The following is a 16,978-nucleotide window of genomic DNA, read 5'->3' as shown; positions in this document are numbered from 1 at the left end:
ACCAGTATCGCACCCCCACGCAGGCGCGTCGACTCCGCGAGATTCGTTCAGCGCGCCGTAGCCGGCCGCTCGCGGGGCAGCACGACCACCAGCGCGTCCTTTTCGACCTCGCCCCCCTCACCATGGGCGAGCACGCGGATCACCCGATCCCGCAGCTTGGGACTGCGCGCGAGCAGCACGGCCAGCGGCGCCATGAGCTGCTCTTCGAGCACGCGCTTGAGCGGCCGGGCGCCGCGGGTGGGGTGCCAGCCCCAGTCGGCCAGGGTCGTGCATGCCTGAGCGCTGACCTCGAGGCCGAGGTTGCGGCGGGTCAGGCCGGTGCGCCCGCCGAGCTTGGCGAGCTCGAGGTCGACGATGCGCCGGATGTCGGCGGGGGCGAGGTTGCGGAAGGGGACGAGGGAGTCGATGCGGTTGAAGAACTCGGGGCGAAAGTGGCGACGCACGGCGGCGTCGAAGCTGCGCGCGCGCTCGTCTTCGCTGGGGACGCCGAAGCCCGCGGGGCCGCGCTGGGATACGCCGAGGTTCGAGGTCATGACGATCAAGGTCATGCGAAAGTCGATCAGCGAGCCGCCGGCGTCGGTCATTCGGCCCTCGCCGAGCACGGCGAGCAGCAGGTCGAAGACCTCGGGGTGGGCCTTCTCGATCTCGTCGAGCAAGATCAGCGAGAGCGGCTGCTGGCGGACCTTCTCGGCCAGGCTCGAGACCCCGGGGCCGACCGCGAGCAGGCGCTGGGCGGCGCCGGGGAGCATGTACTCGGACATGTCGAGGCGGATCATCCGATCGGCAGCGCCGAACATGTAGCGGGCGAGCTGCTTGGCGAGCTCGGTCTTGCCGACGCCGGTCGGGCCGACGAAGAACAGGCTGCCCACGGGGCGCTCGGGGTCGTCGAGGCCGGCCTTGAAGCGAGCGAGGACCCGGGCCGCGGTCGCGCAGGCCTGGTCCTGGCCGATCACGCCGACGCGCAGGCGAGCGGCGATGTGCTCGGGGCCGGCGACGGCCTCTTCGCTGATCAGCTCGAGGGGGAGGCCGGTGTGGCGCGAGAACGCGGCGGAGGCGTCGGGCGCCCGGAGGACCTTGGTGGCCGCGAGCGTGGGTCCGAGCGGCTGGGCCGCGGCCGTGGGATCCGTGGTGTCCAGGGAGGGCGATGGCGGGCGGTCGAAGTCGACGCCGGGTGAGGTCGAGCGCGGGTCCTCGGCGCGGCCCGAAGCCAGCTCCGAAGCCAGCTCCGAAGCCAGAGAAGTCGCGAGATCGAGGCCGTGCTCCTGGTTGAGCCAGTCGAGGAAGCGAAAGCCCTTGCCCGGAAAGCAGGTGTCGCGGCGAAACAGCTCGAGGTGCTGGACGAGGCGGCGCAGGGCCTCGGGCTGGAGCTCGAGCCTGGGGTTGACCCGGGCCTGGTAGGCGCGCAGCAGCCCGGGCATGGCGGCGGTCGGGGTCTCGTCGAGCTTGATGATCGAGAACGCGGCGAGCAGGCGCGGGTGCTTGGTCTTGAGCAGCTCGTACTCGCGGGGGTGACACTCGGCGATCAAGCTGACGTCGCCGGCCTCCATGGCCGGGAGGAAGAAGTCGGCGATCGAGCTGCGGGCGCTGCGGGTGTCGAGCAGGGGCGGGAGCTGGCCGGCGTAGAGGTAGTCGCCCTCGTGGCTGAGCTCGTGGACGATGTCGAGGCAGCGCTGTTCCCACTGGCCGAGGTACATCATCCCGGCGATGATCCGCTCGGCGGAGGTCGCCCAGATCTTGGGGGCGCTGCGCGAGCCGGCGCCGCTTCGGCGCCGCGAGAACTCCCGGGCCAGGGTCTCGACCCAGGTGGTCTTGCCGACCCCGGGCCCGCCGACGAGCAGCAGTGAAGCCGGGGTCTCGCGCGCCCACAGGTGGGCGTGGGCGCGCAGGTCCGGGGGCTCGACCAGGCGCGAGCGCTTGCGACGGCTGCGCTCGACGAGCTCCTCGGCGACGGCGTGCAGGGCCGGGAAGGCCGACCAGGACATCGCCGCGCCGCGATCGCGGCGGCGTCGGCCGAGCACCGATGGCGACCAGGCGATGACCCGCTCGGGGCCGAGCACGCGGAAGTCGAAGAGCGTGCTGGCGTCGCGGCCGAGCAGGGCCGAGCTCACGGCCTGGCGCAGGACCGTGGCCGCGATGTCGAGGTCCTCGAGCACGAAGCGCCAGCCAAAGCGGGGCAGGATCACGCGGTAGCCGCCCTTGGCGAGGCGCGACCAGGCGAAGGTCAGGCGCAGGGGGATGGGCTGCTTGCCGATCACCCAGCGCTTGTCGACCACGGCCTGGGGCTGGATCTCGACGCGGACGGTGCGGACCGAGAGGCTCTCGTCCCACATGAAGGGATCGAGGGCGGCGGGGTCGCGGGCCAGCATGTCGGCGATCAGCTGCTCGAGGTCGTCGAGGACCTCGGCCTCGCTGGCGCCGAAGGCCGAGGGCGCGAACTCGGCCCAGCTGCGGGCGAGCAAGCTGGCGGTCAGCTTGCCGTCGTGGTGACCCACGAGGTAGACGCGCAGCGACTCCTTGGGGACGCTCATGGGCGATCGTCTCCGGGGTTGGGGCTCAGGGCGACGCCGACTCGCATCAGCCACAGCAGCTCGAGCACGGCCTCGAGGGCCGCGCCGCCGTGGCTGGCCGCGTGGCTGAGGGGATAGTCCTCGACCTCGACCGCCTGCGGGCGCCCTGGCCGGGCCTCCTCGAGCTTGAAGCGGCGGATGATCGCCAGCATGGCGTCGGGGTTGTGGGGCAGGTTGGACGAGGCGGGCTGGCGGTGGCCCTCGAGGGCCATGGCGAAGGCCTGGCGCTGGCTCAAGGTCCGCTCGATGGCGCGCTTGGGATCGTCGCCCGCTCGCGTATCGAGCACGCGCACGCGGACGATCTCCTGGCCGCCGCCGAGGACCTCGAGCACCTGGCTGCCGGACTCGCCGGCGAAGAACTCGCGCACGCTAGGCCCGACGAGCTGGAGGACCAGGAGGTCGACGTGGGGGTCGGCGGCGAGCTCGAACAGGCCGGGCGAGGTGGCGCCCTCGCTGCGCCCGGCGAGCACGCGGTGGTCGTCCTCGTCCTCGGCCTCGCCCCGGCGCAGGGCCGCCCAGGCCTCGACGTCGCCGCGGCCTTGCTCGACGTAGGCCCGGGTCAGGCGCTCGAAGAGCCCGCCGCCGCGGCGAGAGAAGCGCTGACGCCCGGCCCCCGGCCCCGGCGCGCCGACGCGGCCGAGCTCGAGGAAGACCACGTGCTGCTCGGGATCTTCGGCGTTGGCGATCGCGCGCTCGAGGAACCAGACCTCGGCGATCGCCCGCAGCATGGTCTGGCGCTCGCGCAGGGGGAGGTTGGGGACCAGCGCGCGGCGATCGAGGCGACGGCGGCGGAGCACGACGCCCTCCTCGCCCTGGATCTCCTCGCTCTCGAAGCGCTCGAGCTCGAGCTGCTCGCCCAGTCCCTCGTGGGGGCCCGCGGCCTCCTCGACCTTGCCCTCGAGGCGCTGGTCGTAGGACGCGTGGAGCTCGAGGGCCGCGCGCAGCTCGCTGATCTCGCCGCGGAGGATCTCGAGGTTGTAGAGCGCGTTGGCCTCGGGGGTCGAGTCGGCCTCGCCGGTCTTCTCGCCGGTCTTGCGGTTGAAGGCGTCGAGGAGCGCGGCCAAGGTCCGCGAGAGCGCGGCCAGGCGCGGGCTGTGGTCGAGGCTGCGCAGGAATTCGAGGGCCGCGGGGAGCTGCGCGACCAGGGCGTTGGTCGGGCGCTCGAGCAGCTCGCTCATGCGGCTGTGATCGGGGATCGGCTCGGCCTCGCGCAGGGCCTGCTCGTGCACGCGCAGGCGCCCGCGGGCGCCGGTGTAGATCCACAGCAGGCGCATGCTCGCCCCGGGCGAGCGCGTGAGCGTGTCGACGAGCAGCGAGCCGACGTTGTCCTCGAGCCAGCGCTTGAGCGAGCGCGCCCCGTCCTTGGCGTCGAAGCCCTCGGCGACGACGAGATCGAGGACCGAGTCGGTGTAGCGCACGAACACGTTGCGCTCGCTCAGGCCGCGGCGCCCGAGCAGGCGGCCGAGCTCCTTGCGGGCGATGGCCCGGGCGGCGGGGCGATCGAGGGGTCGAAACTGGACCACGCGATCGATGCGGTTGAAGAGCTCCGGGGGGAAGAACTCGCGCACGGCCCGGGCGATGTCCTGGAGCACGGCCTGGGCCTGGCTGCTGTCCTGGCGAGCGCCGAAGCCCATGGCCGGGACCGCGCTCGCGCCGAGGTTGGAGGTCATGATGACCACGGCGTGGCGGAAGTCGGCGACCTCACCGGTCGCGTCGCTGAGCCGGCCGTCGTCGAAGAGCTGGAGCATCAAGTTGAGGACCGAAGGATCGGCCTTCTCAACCTCGTCGAGCAGGACCACGCAAAAGGGCTGGGCGCGCACGGCAGCCGTGAGCACGCCCTGGGGCGTGTAGCGATCGCCGATCAGCCGAGCCGCGGCCCCGGGCACGTTGTACTCGCTCATGTCGAGGCGGACGAGGCGAGACTCGTCGCCGAAGAGGTAGGCGGCGAGGGCCTTGGCGAGCTCGGTCTTGCCCGTGCCCGTGGGCCCGGTGAACAAGAACACGCCGTAGGGGCGGCTGGGATCGCAGAGCCCCGCCTTGATGCGGACGATCAGATCGCGGACGACCTCGACGGCCTGGGGCTGGCCCATGACCTGGGCGGAGAAGGCCTCGTAGACGGCTCGCGGGCTCAGCGGGTCGTCGGCGGCGAGCAGCAGCTCGGGCATGCCGGTGCGCTCCGAGAGCAGGCTGATCAGCTCGGCGGCGCCGATCCGTGGGCGGCCGTGGCCGTCTGGTGGCGGGCGCAGGAGCACGTCGGCGAGCTCGAGATCGCCGATGCGCTCGCTCGAGACCCGGTGGCGCGCGGCCAGGGCCCGGAGCAGCTCGAGGGCCTTGCCCGGGTGAGCGCCGCCCGAGTCGAGCGAGCCGGCGAGCTCGAAGATCGCGCGATAGACCCGAGCGTCGAAGGCACAGCCGGCGACGCGCTCGAGCTTGCGGCCCTCGTGGACGAGCATGCGCAAGGTCGTGGCCGGGGTCGTGGGCTCGACGTGGATCGTGGTGAAGAGGTTGGCGAAGGCCGAGGCGTCGGCCTGGAGCTGCTGGAATTGCTCGGGGCTGCACGCGCCGATCAGCGTCAGCTCGCCCCGCGCCACCGGCCCGCGGAAGAAGCTGGCGAGGCTGCGGTCGCTCTGCTGGGACTCGCCGATCCGCCCCCAGGCGTGGAGGTCGTCGGCGTAGAGCACGATCTGCTTGGCGTAGGTCTCCTCGAGCAGCTCGACGCAGCGCTGCTCCCACTGGCCGAGGTAGCTCATGCCCGCGATGATCCGCCGGCCGCTGATCTGCCACACGTGGTGGACGCGATCGAGGTTCTGATGGCTGGCCCAGCCGTCGGCGTCGAGGAGATCGAGGACGGCGCGGTGGACCAAGGTGGTCTTGCCCACGCCGGGCGGGCCGATCAGCAGCGCGGGGGCCTTGCGTTCGCCGCACAGGAGCTGGCGCAGCTGCTCGCGGTAGGGCTCGCGGATCATCCCGGCGGACAGGGCCTCGGGGCCCTCGTCGCTGGCCTTGCGGGTCAGATCGATGCCCAGGTCGTCGAGCAGGCTGGTCCCCGGTCGGCGCTTGCGGGCGCCGATGCGCGCCATCTCGGGCCCACGGCGGCGGCTGGAGAGCGCGCTGAGCAAGGACTTGGGCTCGGCCCGAAAGGCGATCAGCTTGAGCTGCTCGCGGCCCTGAGAGCGCAGCCAGTCGAGCTCCTCGCCGGCCAGGCCCGCGCTCAGCCAGGCCTGCTGAAAGAAGGTGGCCGCGCGCTCGCCGAGCTTGCCCTCGTGCAGGTAGGGGAACCACTCGTTGGGGCGCAGCGGATGATAGGCGATGGGCAGCAGGCGGTCGGGGCCGAGCGGGCGCGACTCGAGCACCAGCGGGACGCGCCCGGCGAAGCGCTCGCGGCCCTCGGGGCGGCGCAAGGTGATGTCGATGGCGAGGCGCACGAGCTTGCGCCCGCGGACCAGCTGGAGCTCGGGGAGCTCGGCCGCGGCGCAGCCGCGCACGCGCTCGCGGCAGGCGGCGACGAAGCGCTCGCGCAGCTTGGTGGAGGTTCGCCCGGTGACGCGGATCGGCGCGGCGCCGAAGCCCAGCGAGACCCAGGTGCCGGCGGTGCCGACCTGGCGCTGGAAGACCGTGACCGAGAAGTCCGTGGCCGCCATCAGCTCGAGCCCTCCGGTCCGTGGTAGGCGCGCTCGGCCAGCGGGGCGAAGAGCACCTCCTCGATGCGCGACCAAAATTGTTCGGGCTCGACGGCCATCGGCGCGCTGGCGATGCTGCCCTGGAGCAGCCCGCGCTCGTCGAAGTAGGCGCGCTTGCGCTGGCTGTCGAGGTCGGCGCGGCGCTGGGGCTTGGGGATCTTCAGGTGGTCGCCGGCCCACGCCTCGGGCTGGATCTCGGCCGCGTCGGAGATCAGGCGGATCACGAGGTGCCCGGGGCGGCCCTCGTCGTCGCGGCGCGCCTCGGGCAGCCAGCGCGACTCGTAGCGAAACAGGCCGAGCTGGGCGCGCAAGATGGCGCCGGCGTGGCGGCCCTCGACGCACATCAGCAGGTCTCGCCAGCGTCGCTTGCGGTGGCCGTCGAGGTCCTCGAGCAGGGCGCGACGGATCCACGGCCCGCCGCGTGGCGGACCCCAGGCGCGGTCGGACGGCCAGCGGCGGGCGCGGGCGTCGTCGCCGGGCTCGGGCGCGTCGCCGGCCACGTGAAAGCGCAGCGCCCAGCCGCGCGCGTCGAGCTCGTCGAGCAGCGGGAGCAGGTAGGGGCACAGGGCGCCGCGGCGATCTTGCTCTTGCAGGTGGACGATGACGGCGTGGCGCTCGTGCTCGAGCAGCAGGGCGTCGACGATGGCCAGGCGCAGGGCGGCGTGGGCCTCCTCGGCCGCGTCGAGGAACACCCCGGCGGGCTCGCCCTCGTAGAGCGCGGCGATGGTCAGCTCCTCGGCGCTCTCGATCGACTCGCGCAGCTCGGTCAGGCGCTCGACGGTGCCGGCGATGCGCCCGTGCTCGGTCTGGAGGCGGGTGAGCTCGGCCGAGTGCTCCCAGGCCGAGCGCTCGGCCCGGCGCTGGTGGGCCCCGTGGCCGAGCTCGGCCACGAGGGTGCGCAGGCGCTCGGCGAGCTCGCGCAGGGGCGGGAGCTCCAAGGCCGCCTGGGCGCTGCGGCGCAGGGCCGAGACCCGCTCGAGGTCCTCGAGGGTCCGGCGCGTGGCCTTGCCCTGGGCCGCGCCGATCTCGATGACCAGGCCATCGTGCTGCTCGCGTGCGAGGGGGCGCAGGCCCGGGGGGAGGCGCTCGCCGGGCTTGGCTGCGCTGGTTCCATTGGCGGAGTCGCCCGCGGCCTCGTCGACGACCACGGTGCAGCCCTCGCCGCGCTCGCCGAGGGCCGCGAGCGCCCGGGAGACCGGCGCGACCAGACGATCTTCGAGGGCGCGGCGCAGGGCCCGGGCCCCATAGGCGTCGGAGTAGCCGTCGTGGGCCAGGCGCTCGAGGGTCGCCGGTGAGACCAGCAGCTCGACGCCGCGCTCGGCCACGCCCTCGCGCTCGCGGACCCGGGCCAGGGAGACCTCGGCGACCTCGTGGATCTGCTGGCGATCGAGGGGGTGGAAGGGGATCACGCGGTCGAGGCGGTTGACGAACTCGGGGCGGAAGTGCTGGTCGACCTGCTCGAGGTAGTAGCGCTCGCGCTCGCGCAGGGCCTGCTCGTCGAGGCCGTCCTCGGCGCTCGGCCGGGGGGCGGAGTCGAAGCCCGAGCGCGGCCGGTGGTGGGCCGCCCCGAGGTTGGAGGTCATGATGATGATCGCGTTGTGAAACCAGGTCGTGCGCCCGCGGGCGTCGGACAGCCGGCCCTCGCCGCAGACCTGGAGCAGGAGATCGAAGACCGCCGGGTGGGCCTTCTCGATCTCGTCGAGCAGGAGCACGCAAAAGGGCTGCTGGCGGACCTTGCGGGTGAGCACCCCGTCGTCGCGGTCGCTGCCGCGGATCAGCCGCTCGGCGGCCAGCGGGTCCATGTACTCGCTCATGTCGAAGCGAGTCATGCGCTCGGGCGAGCCGAACAAGAAGCGCGCGAGGGTCTTGGCGACCTCGGTCTTGCCCACGCCGGTCGGCCCGATGAACAAGAAGGTGGCGAGCGGCTTGGCCGTGGGCTGGAGTCCGGCCTTGACCGTGCACAGGGTCTCGGCCACGCGGTCGATGGCCTCGCGCTGGCCGATCACCCGGGCGCGGAAGTACTCGACGACGCGGGCGTGCTCGAGGCGACGATCCTCGCGCAGCAAGAACATCGGGATGCCCGAGTGGATCGAGAACCCGCGATAGACGTCCTCGGGGCCGATCGCCCGCGGCTTGCCGCGGGCGTCGAGCTCGCCCTCCTGGGTGGCGCGCAGCGAGAGGTAAAAGCGCAGCGCCTTGCCGGGGAAGGCCCGGTAGCTCATGTAGCGCTGGGCGAGGTCGACCAGGGGCGTGAGCGCGTCGTGGCCGGAGATCCGCGACAGGGTCGGGCGCCCGGGCTCGTAGCGCGCGTCGAAGCGGGCGCGGGCGTCGAGGACCTCGCGGGTCTGCTCGGCGCTGAGCTCGGCCACCTCCACGCGGTTGAGCAGGGCGAAGAAGCCGACGTGGCGCTTCTCGTGGTGCTCGAGCAGGTCGGGGCTGATCTCGCCGAGGATGCGGATGCGGCCGCGCTCGATCCACGGGCGCATGGACGCCGCGACGTCGCCGAGCTCGCCGCTGGTCCGCGCGAAGAGGTCCGAGAGGTTGTCGAACACGAGCACGGCGTCGAGCAGCTCGGCGGCCGCCATCACGTCGTGGACGCGCTGCTCGAGCTGGCCAAAGCCCGACTGGCCGGCGACGAGCTGGGCGCCGGAGGTCGCGACGAGCTCCGGCAGCGCCCGCCGCTCGCCGCGGGGGCGCTCGAGCCAGCGCTGGATCAGCCCGTGGATCACCGCGCTCTTGCCCGCGAGATCGGGGCCGACGAGCATCAGGGCCATGCGCTCGGGGCCGCGGAGCAGCGCGTCGAGGGCCGCGATCTCGCGCTCGCGATGGAGCACGGGCGGGGCTCGCCGGCGCCTGGCCTCCTCGAGCATCGAGGCGCCGACGCTGCTCAGGAGCTGGCGGGCCTCGGCCTCGCTGCGCTCGCGGGCGTGACGGCGGCGGGCCGCCGCGCGGGCCTCGGCGCCGCGTCGCTCCTCGCGGTCGACCTCGAGGTGCAGGCGCGCGAGCTCGAAGGGGTCGGCCCCGCGCAGCAGCTCGAGGAAGGCGCGGCCGTCGAGCTCGCTGGCCGCGAGCACCCGCTGGATCTCGGCCTGGACCCGCGCCTCGAGCTCCTCACCCTCGGCGACCCAGAGCACGTGGCGGAGGTTGAGGACCACGACCCAGGCGCCGTCGATGTCGGGGACGAGGGCGCAGGGGAAGGGTAGGGGGGTGCGCAGGCGCAGGCGCTCGGGGAGGTCGTCGCGGGCGAGCTCGACCTCGATCCGGTGGAGCTGGACGTCGCCGTGGGGATCGAAGCGGGCGAGGGCGGCGCCATCGAGGCGAGCGAGGTGCTCGCGCAAGAACAGCTCCTGAAGCTCGAGCACGGCCTCGCGACTGGCGCCGTGGGCGACGTGCTCCGGGCTGGCGAACGGCCACGCCAGAAAGTCGCCGCTGGCCAGCGCTTCGATGATCAGGAGTACGTCGAGCTCGAGCGGTTCGCTCATTGGGCGAGGCGGCGGGGCGGGCGGACGCGCGCGAGTGTAACAGCCGCGCCCGAGGTCGGGGGAGCCCCGCCGCGGTCAAACGCGCACACGGCCGCGACGGTCCTTCCCGTAGAGGTCGTCAGTGACCTCGTCGGAGGCGACGTCCGCGGCCGCGGGAGGATTCCGGCGGCACCTACTTGATCGAGATTTCCTTGGTGATCACCGCGCCGCCGCGCTCGACGACGACCGAGAGGTGGCTGGCCCGGCGCAGCTTCTGATACATGCCCAGGGCCTCGTCGATGGACCCGAGCTTCTGGCCGTTGATCTCGCTGATCACGTCGCCGTTCTCGAGGCCGATGAGCGTGGCCAGGCTGCCGCTGCGGATGCGAGACACCCGAAAGCCGGCGTGCTCGCCATCGCGCGAGATCGGGGCCATGCGCGCCTGGGTCATCAGCTGCGTGGGGTTGGCCAGGAGCTGGTCGACGAACTTGCGCTCGACGACGCAGGCGTTCTCGTTGCTGCAGTCGATGGCATCCTCGGCGCCCTCGATGGCCACGGACTTGCCCTTGGAGGCGGTGGGCTTGGCGGTGGTGGTGGGCTTGGCGGCCGCGGGCGCAGGGGCGGGCGCGGGCTCGTCACCCAAGGTGATGTACTCGCGCCGGCCCTGGTTGAGGACCACGACCCGGCCGCGCTCGACGGCGAGCAGCGTGACCCCGGCGCGGAGCTGCTCGTTGGCCGTGTAGGGCCCCAAGCTGTTGCTGTCGAGGTCGCGGATGGTCGCCATCGACAAGGTCGGATCGTCGGACTCCATGGTTGCCAGCAGCTGCAGGCGCAGGCTGCTGCGGGTCTCGCCGAAGCTCGCGCTCGGACCCGCGGAGGCGAGCACCGTCTCGGAGACCTCGACGGGGACGCAGGTCGGGCAGAACAAGTTGGCGTTGGTGATGGTCTCGGCGGCGGCCTCCTTGCGGGGCGCCTTGCTGGCGAGGCCGAGGGTCGCGTTGGCGCGGGCCGAGGCGAGGGTCTTGGCGGCGGCGTCTTCCTCGTCGCCCTCGCCCTCGCCCTCGCCCTCCGCCGCGTCCTCGCTCGCTGTGGTTGCTTCACCGACATCGAGGAGGAGCCTGGACACCACCGTCGTGGTGAGCGCGCTACCCGCGAAGAACACGATCAAAGCCGAGCCGAAGAGCTTGACCATCCCGACGTGGTTCGAGAGCAGGCGCTGCATGCAGGGCGTTGGTGCAACCGACATGCCATGAGCGGGAGAGCGCTCGGCCGCCTGAAAAGCACGTGGATCCATGGCCGGGGCTGACGCTTTGACGTCCGGCTCGTGACAAAATGGCAGAGGCCGAGGGCGAGTCGCGGCCATGACGACGACGTGGCCGTCATGCGTAGGGGTGTTGGCGCCCGTGTGCGAGGTGGGCCGGGGTGCCCGCCGCTCAGGCAGCCTCGTCGTTGGCGAGGGCGCGGCGCAAGGACGCGAGCGCCCGCGACAGCCGGCTGCGCACCGTGTTGCTGGGGATGCCCAGGGCCTCGGCGATCTCGACGTTGGTCATGCCATCGAGGTGCATGCGGACCACCTCTCGAAAGGGGCTCTTGAGCTCGGTCAGCGCGAGCTCGAGGGCGGCGTGGCGCTCGAGCCTGACGATGCGCTCGCTCGGGCTGGTGTCGTCGGCCGGGGTCTCGTGCTCGGGGTCGCAGTCCGGGCGGCGCAGGGCCTGGCGGTGGCGCTCGGCGAGCACGCGCCGCGCGACCGAGTAGACGTAGTGGCGAAAGCTCGACGCGTGGCGAAAGCGCTCGCTGCGAGCCACGGTGTGCAAGAGCGTGTGCTGAGCGAGCTCCTCTGCCTCTTCGGTGGGGACGCGGGTCCGAAAATAGGTCCGCAGCGCCGGGTAGTAGCGCTCGGCGAGGGCGTTTCCCGCCTGTCGATTGCCAGAGAGGTAGTCCGCGATCAGTTGTTCATCCTGCACTTCATTGCGCACGCCGGCACCTTATCACCGTGAATGTATCGATTTGGCGTGCAGATATGCCTGCCTGTCCAACGGGTTGGCCACCATGCAACATTGCAAGGTGTGATTATGAAGGTCCGCCGTCCCGAAGCTCGTCAGCTCTCGAGTTTGCGGGCGAGGGTGTTGCGACCGATACCGAGGCGGCGAGCAGCCTCGCTCTGATTCCCGTCGCAAGCCTCGAGCACCAAGCGGAGGTGCTCGCGCTCGAGCTCGGCCAGGCTCGTCCCGGGGTCGCCGAGGGCGGGTCCATCGCTGGACTTGCCGGAGTTTGGGCCACCCTTGCGACGGACGAGGGGCAGATCTTCCGCGTCGATGACGGCGCCATCGCAGAGCACGACGGCAGACTCGATGCAATTCTCGAGCTCGCGGATGTTGCCGGGGAAGTCGTGCTCGAGCAGCCGGGCGATGGCGGCCTCGGTCACGCGCTGGATAGGCCGGCGGTGGCGCCGACCGTAGCGCTCGACGAAGTGCTCGATCAGCCGCAGGCGATCCTCGGAGCCGCGCTCGCGCAGGGGCGGGAGCTCGATGGGGACCACGCGGATGCGATAGTAGAGGTCCTCGCGGAACTCGCCGGCGTCGACCATGGCGGGCAGGTCGCGGTGGGTTGCGAAGATCACCCGGATGTCGGTGCGCAAGGTCGCGGTCCCGCCGACGCGCTCGAACTCGCGGTCTTGGAGCACGCGCAGCAGCTTGCCCTGGAGGGCCGGCGGGAGCTCGCCGATCTCATCGATGAACAAGGTCCCGCCGTCGGCGACCTCGAACTTGCCGGGGGCGGTCTTGTGGGCCCCCGTGAACGCGCCGCGCTCGTGACCGAAGAGCTCGTTCTCGATCAGCGCCTCGGGCAAGGTCGTGCAGTCGACCTTGACGAAGGGGCCGGCGCGGCGCGGCGAGTTGACGTGCACGGCCCGGGCGATGAGCTCCTTGCCGGTGCCGCTCTCCCCGGTGAGCAGCACCGTCGCGTCGGTCGCCGCGGCCTTGCGGACGATCGCGTAGACCGAGCGCATGGCCGGGGACTCGCCGACGATCTGGTTGAAGGTGTAGCTGGGCCCCGGGGCCTGGGGCGCGGCCTCCTTGGGCGGGTGGGCCACGGGCCTGCGCGCGCGCAGCTCGGCGTAGAGGCTGGTGGCCTCGAGCACCTGGCCGGCCGAGGCTGCGAGCTCGGCGGCCGCGAGCTCGTCCTCGCTGGTGAAGGCCCCCCGCTGGGCCCCCCGCTGGGCCCCCCGCTGGGCCCCACGCTGGGCCCCACGCTGGGCGTTGAGCAGCTGGAGCACCGCGATGACCTCGCCGCTGCTGTCGCGGATCGGGATCGCCAGCAGCGAGCGGGTCGAGAAGCCCGTCTGGCGGTCGAAGGTCGCGTCGAAGCGCGGGTCGGCTTCGGGTTCGGCGACGTTGAGCACGCGACCCTCGGCGGCCGCGGTCCCGGCGATGCCCTGGCCGAGGTCGAGGCGGATGTGCTCGAGCTCGGGCAGGTGGGCGACGACGGAGCTGAGCGTGCGCGTGCGTCCGTCGACGAGGTAGAGGGTGCCGCGCTCGGCCGCGAGGCGCTCGACGATGCTGTCGACCAGGGCGACGAGCAGCGCGTCGAGCTCGACCCCGCGGGTCAGGTAGGGGGCCGCGGCCATGGCCACGCTGTCTGCTCCGCGGGTCTTGCCGGTCGCGCTCACCAGCTCCAGGGTCGCGCAGGCGCGGGCGCGAGGGAAGGCGCGTGCGCTCGGATCGATGGCGGTCACGCCGAGCGCCGCGCCGTGTCGAGGAGGGTCGAGGGGGCGCCGAGCTCGATGGCCACGCCCTCGGCGGCCACGATGGTCCCCGCGAGTCGCCGCCGAGCCCGGGCCGCGAGCGCGTCCATGAAGCCGTCGTCGTGGCTGGGATCGTGGTGAAAGAGGCACAGGCGCCCGATTCCGGCGCGCTCGGCGAGGGCGGCCCCGACCTCGAAGGTGCTGTGCCCCCAGCCCTTCCGGCTCGCCCCGCCCACGCCGGCGTACTCCTCGGGGGTGTACATCGCGTCCCAGATCAGCAGGTCGGCGCCGCGGCATAGCGCCACGAGATCCTCGGGCAGGGCGTCGGCGTCGTGCTCGAGATCCGTGGCGTAGACCAGCGAGGCGCCGCTTTGCGGATGATCCACGCGCCAGGCCACGCAGCCGTTGGGGTGATCGACGGCGACGTGGCGCAGCTGGGCCTCACCCACGCGGACCACCTGGCCGTAGCCGAGCTCGTGAAAGCAGAGCTCGGCGCGCATCATGTCGAGGCCCACGGGGAAGGTGGGCGCGCGCATCTGCTCGTCGAGGACCGTGCGCAGATCGGGCTGGCCGGGGGCGCCACGCACGTGCCAGAGGTCGATGCGGTTGCCGGGCACGTAGGCCGGGCCGAAGAAGGGGAAGCCCTGGATGTGGTCCCAGTGGAGGTGGCTGAAGAAGAGGTTCACGTGGGTCCGCTCGGCCCCGCCGGCGCGGCCCAGATCCCCACCCAGCGCGCGGATGCCGGTGCCCGCGTCGAAGATCAGCTGCTCGCCAGCCACCTCCACGGCGACGCAGGAGGTGTTGCCGCCGTAGCGGCGGGTGGCCTCCCCAGCGGTGGCGATGGACCCTCGGACTCCGTAGAACTCGATGTGCATGGCCGAGAATTTTGCAAAACCCGTTCGGCGTAAAAAGACGAGTGATTTCAGCTTACTAGACTCAAAGTAGGCCGCCCCTGCGCCAGCTCGGTGCACCGCCTGATCGATCTTGATGCAGCATGGAGCTCATGGCGCGCAGGCTCCTCGTGTCGATCGGATCGCTGTGGCTCCTGGCCTGCAAGCCCGCGCCGACGAGCGCGCCCGTGCAGGAAGATGGCGCGGCGACGCGTGAGGCCGATGGCGAAGTCGAGGCGCCCGCGAGCTTCGTCGAGGGGCGGGGCGAGGCCCGCGAGCGCGGCGAGCCCCAGCAGCTGGGCGGCCTGCGTCTGTGGACCCAGGCTCGGGCGGTCGAGATCGCCGACCCCGACGCGCCCACGGGCTTCGAGATCGTCATCGAGGTCGAGGTCGATCCCAGCGTTGAAACCAGCGGGGCCTACGACTTCGGGGCCGGGCCCAAGCCGATGATCTACGCCGAGGTCAGCGCGCTGCCGGCCGCTGGCGAGGACCCGAGCGCGCCACTGCTGATGGCCTGGGGCACGGGCTGCGGGCGCGAATCCAACGACGATCTGCTCGCGCCCGGTGACTATCGCCGCTTCGTGGGCGTGTCGGAGCGCGGCCTGGCGCCAGGTCAGCAGGCCCGGGTCAGCTTTGGCTTTTGCACGCTGGGCTTCCCGGACGGGACGTGGGCGGAGGTGTTGCTCGGCAGCTTGGACCTCGCCGTCGACGCGGCCGGGGAGGTGGCGCTCCGCCTCGAGCTGGCGGCGGAGCCCACGGTCACGCCCACGCGCTGAGCCCTGCGCAGGTCAGCCCCACACGGGCGCGTCGCGCCAGCGGTCGGGCCAGGCCTCGCCACGGTTGCCGGGGATCTCGATGCCCTCGGGGTCGCGCACGAAGTTGTCGAGATCCGCGAACGCGCGCTCGCGGTTGGTCTTGCCCTCGCGGCGGCGCATCGGCAGCAGCCGCCCGCCCACGGCCAGCGAGACGATCTCGTGGGGCGCCGGGCGGAGGTCGACCAGCGCGCCCTTGCGGCCGGCGTTGAGCAGCTGCTCCTCGTTGCCGATCGGGTCGGCGACGGTCTTGGCCTTGAACGTCCAGACCAGCAGCGAGGTCGGATCGCGCTGGGCGAACTCGGCGTTGTCGGTCATGAAGTCCGGCATGCCGTAGTAGGTCTTGCCGATGTCGTCTTGGTTGACGGGGCCAGCCATCACGCACACGCCGGCGAGGAGATCGCAGCCCTCGGGCAGGCCGACCACGCCCATGAGCTCGGCGTAGAGCCCCCCGCGGCAGGCGGCGGCCCCCACGGCGCGCACGGCCAGCTCCCAGTCGATGCCCTCGGCGGCGATCTCGGCCTTGGACAGGCCGGCCAGGTAGATGCGCTGACCGGCGAGCGCGAAGGCCTTGCGCCCGCGCTCGGCGTTGCGCGAGAGCGCCTTGCCCAGGGGCACGTCGGCCCACTTGGGGATCTCGGCGACCACGCGATCGGTGATGCTCTCGAGCTTCTCCCGGATCTTGCGCAGGCGGGTCTTGCCGTCGGGGGTGAGCACGTCGATGCGGTCGAGGAGCATCAGGTGCTTGCCGCGCTCGCGCTCGGCCCCGGTCCACCGGGTGAAGGCGTTGTAGGCCGCGCGCCCGGCCTGGACGGTGAACTCCTCGGACACGTCCATGTCCTGGAGTTCGCGGTAGGGCGCCGGGGCCTTGGCCTCGAAGTTGACCCCAGGCTGGATGCGCTCGCTGCGAAAGGCGAGCAGGTTGGCGCCGAGCTTGCGCCACAGCGCGGGGTCCTCGAAGTGCAGGGCCTCGTCCTCGAGGGCGTCGCCGACCTGGGCGACCATGTGCAGCCGCCAGCCGCCGCGGCGGTCCTCGCCGCTGAGCTTGCACATGCGCTCGAGCTCCGCGATGACCTCGGCGTTGCGCTCGCGGGCCTCGCTGCAAAAGGGCGCCTGGATGATCTGCGCCCGGCGCTGACCCTTGGAGGCGATGACCACCGCGCGCTCGAGGGTGTCGGCGAGGATCCCCAGGTGCAGGTGCTGGAGGTAGCCGATGGTCGGGATGTCGGTGGAGTGGCGCAGCTGCTTGTCCAGGGCGCGGCGGGGCACCGAAAGCAGGCTGCGCAGCGGCTTGTGGCCCACGAAGGTCAGCAGCAGCGTGAACGGGGTCTTGTAGGGCCGCGAGAGGATCAGGTGGGTGTAGCGGGCGCCCTCGAGGGCGGGGGCCTCGAGATCCTCGAGCTTGGCGAGCAGCTCGGCGATGCGCTTGGAGTCCTCGGGGCCGAAGCTGACCTGACGTTGGCCGCGGTAGTTTGTCGACTGCCGGGCGATCATCACGCCCAGCGCGCTCTCCTCGAAGAGCTCCGCCTCGCGGACCGGCTCGTCGCTGGCTGGGGCGAAGCCCGTGGGCGGGCGCAGCGAGAGCAGGCGCAGCGCCTCCTGGCCGTCCGCGTGGCTGAGACCCACGCGGGTCCGGTAGCCCACCGGCGAGCCCGAGTCGAGGGCCGTGGGCAGCGAGTAGCGAGAGCGTCGCTCGCCCGGGAGCGCGAAGCGGGCGTCTCGGCGGGCGCGCTGCTCGGCAAGAGGGGGCGTGATCTCGACGACCTCGAGGGTCTTGGCGTCCGGCTGGACCATGGGGCGGAACGTACCCGATCCGGGGGCACCTC

At 72.3% G+C, this 16,978-nt stretch carries 9 protein-coding genes; 1 reads left to right on the top strand and 8 read right to left on the bottom strand.

The window, feature by feature from the left end; translation table 11 throughout:
* Positions 1 to 47: 47 nt before the first annotated feature.
* From G6O69_RS34010 to G6O69_RS33980, 7 genes are all read right to left on the bottom strand, one after another.
* A complete protein-coding gene (locus tag G6O69_RS34010) occupies positions 48 to 2,528 on the bottom strand; it encodes an AAA family ATPase (RefSeq protein ID WP_172307630.1) in 2,481 nt (826 codons plus the stop codon).
* Positions 2,525 to 6,208, bottom strand: coding sequence for an AAA family ATPase (locus G6O69_RS34005; RefSeq protein ID WP_172307629.1), 3,684 nt, complete (start codon positions 6,206 to 6,208; stop codon positions 2,525 to 2,527). Before G6O69_RS34005 ends, G6O69_RS34010 begins: the two co-directional genes overlap by 4 nt.
* Positions 6,208 to 9,729 carry an AAA family ATPase gene (locus tag G6O69_RS34000; protein ID WP_172307628.1) on the bottom strand — a complete coding sequence of 1,174 codons (3,522 nt, stop codon included), beginning with the start codon at positions 9,727 to 9,729 and terminating at the stop codon, positions 6,208 to 6,210. The genes G6O69_RS34005 and G6O69_RS34000 overlap by 1 nt, the downstream gene beginning before the upstream one ends.
* 172 nt (positions 9,730 to 9,901) lie before the next feature.
* Positions 9,902 to 10,954, bottom strand: coding sequence for a type II secretion system protein GspC (gene gspC / locus G6O69_RS33995; protein ID WP_176397253.1), 1,053 nt, complete (start codon positions 10,952 to 10,954; stop codon positions 9,902 to 9,904).
* Positions 10,955 to 11,141: 187 nt separating this feature from the next.
* Complete coding sequence (locus G6O69_RS33990) at positions 11,142 to 11,684, bottom strand: sigma-70 family RNA polymerase sigma factor (RefSeq protein WP_172307626.1); 543 nt, start codon at positions 11,682 to 11,684, stop codon at positions 11,142 to 11,144.
* A 122-nt stretch (positions 11,685 to 11,806) separates the two neighbouring features.
* Positions 11,807 to 13,441 (bottom strand): sigma-54-dependent Fis family transcriptional regulator, encoded by a 1,635-nt coding sequence (locus G6O69_RS33985; protein ID WP_346017119.1) that lies wholly within the window; start codon positions 13,439 to 13,441, stop codon positions 11,807 to 11,809.
* Positions 13,438 to 14,325: an MBL fold metallo-hydrolase gene (locus G6O69_RS33980; protein ID WP_172307625.1), complete on the bottom strand. Its 888-nt coding sequence runs from the start codon at positions 14,323 to 14,325 to the stop codon at positions 13,438 to 13,440. Before G6O69_RS33980 ends, G6O69_RS33985 begins: the two co-directional genes overlap by 4 nt.
* A 128-nt stretch (positions 14,326 to 14,453) precedes the next feature.
* On the opposite strand from G6O69_RS33980, the gene G6O69_RS33975 reads away from it, so the two are divergent.
* The gene (locus G6O69_RS33975) at positions 14,454 to 15,116 is read left to right on the top strand and encodes a hypothetical protein (RefSeq protein ID WP_172307624.1); all 663 of its coding nucleotides are present in this window, start codon (positions 14,454 to 14,456) and stop codon (positions 15,114 to 15,116) included.
* Between the two features lie 12 nt (positions 15,117 to 15,128).
* On the opposite strand, the gene G6O69_RS33970 is transcribed toward G6O69_RS33975, so the two are convergent.
* Complete coding sequence (locus tag G6O69_RS33970) at positions 15,129 to 16,946, bottom strand: hypothetical protein (RefSeq protein WP_172307623.1); 1,818 nt, start codon at positions 16,944 to 16,946, stop codon at positions 15,129 to 15,131.
* Positions 16,947 to 16,978 lie beyond the last annotated feature (32 nt).

The organism is Pseudenhygromyxa sp. WMMC2535 (assembly GCF_011083025.2).
The sequence above is the reverse complement of the archived record's forward strand: the minus strand, read 5'-3'. Positions and strand labels throughout refer to the sequence as shown.

Excerpts from the sequence above, each read along its gene's own strand:
- G6O69_RS34010 (WP_172307630.1), bottom strand. The coding sequence starts at position 2,528 with ATGAGCGTCCCCAAGGAGTCGCTGCGCGTCTACCTCGTGGGTCACCAC.
- G6O69_RS34005 (WP_172307629.1), bottom strand. The coding sequence starts at position 6,208 with ATGGCGGCCACGGACTTCTCGGTCACGGTCTTCCAGCGCCAGGTCGGC.
- G6O69_RS34000 (WP_172307628.1), bottom strand. The coding sequence starts at position 9,729 with ATGAGCGAACCGCTCGAGCTCGACGTACTCCTGATCATCGAAGCGCTG.
- gspC (WP_176397253.1), bottom strand. The coding sequence starts at position 10,954 with ATGTCGGTTGCACCAACGCCCTGCATGCAGCGCCTGCTCTCGAACCAC.
- G6O69_RS33980 (WP_172307625.1), bottom strand. The coding sequence starts at position 14,325 with ATGCACATCGAGTTCTACGGAGTCCGAGGGTCCATCGCCACCGCTGGG.
- G6O69_RS33975 (WP_172307624.1), top strand. The coding sequence starts at position 14,454 with ATGGCGCGCAGGCTCCTCGTGTCGATCGGATCGCTGTGGCTCCTGGCC.
- G6O69_RS33970 (WP_172307623.1), bottom strand. The coding sequence starts at position 16,946 with ATGGTCCAGCCGGACGCCAAGACCCTCGAGGTCGTCGAGATCACGCCC.